Source organism: Legionella lytica, from assembly GCF_044626755.1.
Lineage (GTDB): Bacteria > Pseudomonadota > Gammaproteobacteria > Legionellales > Legionellaceae > Legionella > Legionella lytica_A.
Genome location: NZ_JBGORX010000039.1, coordinates 1 through 273 on the forward strand (window position 1 = coordinate 1; position 273 = coordinate 273).

Below are 273 nucleotides of genomic sequence, written 5' to 3' on the forward strand. Positions count from 1 at the left end.
TCAACCGTGGCTCCCTCGGAATGCTCATCTTTCTGGGCAATTATTAATTGCAGCTCATCAACTTGGCGCGCATACTCCCGAGCGGTTGCTTCAGCCTCATGCTGTAATTGCTGAATTTTATCGGTGGCCGCATCCAACTCCTGAGCTTTCTTAATCAGGGTGGCTTGCGCTTCATTGACGGTGCGCTGCTCATTGCGGACTAAGTCCTGTAAACGAGTTTGCTCTTTATTTAATTCTTCTACTTGGGTTTCTAAAGACCCTACTTGAGAGTAC

The 273-nt window shown here is 47.6% G+C and carries 1 protein-coding gene; it reads right to left on the reverse strand.

All coding sequences use genetic code 11. From position 1 onward, the window contains the following. The coding region (locus ACD661_RS16985; protein ID WP_400189017.1) for a hypothetical protein at positions 1 to 273 on the reverse strand (273 nt) is incomplete at both ends.